The following is a 444-nucleotide window of genomic DNA, read 5'->3' on the forward strand; positions in this document are numbered from 1 at the left end:
ATGTTCTCTTCTTTTTATTCATTCATACTAAGTAACAGTGGAAAATATAGGTTGATTTGTAGTTTAATAGTAAAGAGAGTGATTGGTTTTAATTTTCTTTATTTTATAACTATATAGATCGCAAAAGTTATGAGATTGTAACAATGAAGGGGAAAACAAAAATGACAATAATATCTATAGAAAAAGCTACAATTTTAGATGCTGAAAAGTTAACAGAAATAATGAAAAGAACATTTGATGAAGAAGTGAAGCGATGGTTACACGGCCAAGATGATGTAATTGATTATAACATTCAACCACCAGGATATTCTTCAGTTGAAATGATGAAATATTCAATTGAAGAATTGGATTCTTACAAAGTGATAATAGATGAAAAAATAATCGGGGGAATTATAGTTACGATTTCTGGTAAATCGTACGGAAGAATCGATCGTATTTTTGTAG

Annotated in this window: 1 pseudogene; it reads left to right on the plus strand. The window is 28.6% G+C overall.

Going from position 1 to position 444, the window contains the following annotated elements:
- Positions 1–161: 161 nt before the first annotated feature.
- Positions 162–444: pseudogene (locus KI356_RS27720) on the plus strand (GNAT family N-acetyltransferase); the annotation flags it as partial.

The sequence above is a fragment of the Bacillus hominis genome (assembly GCF_018332515.1).
GTDB classification, from domain to species: domain Bacteria; phylum Bacillota; class Bacilli; order Bacillales; family Bacillaceae_G; genus Bacillus_A; species Bacillus_A hominis.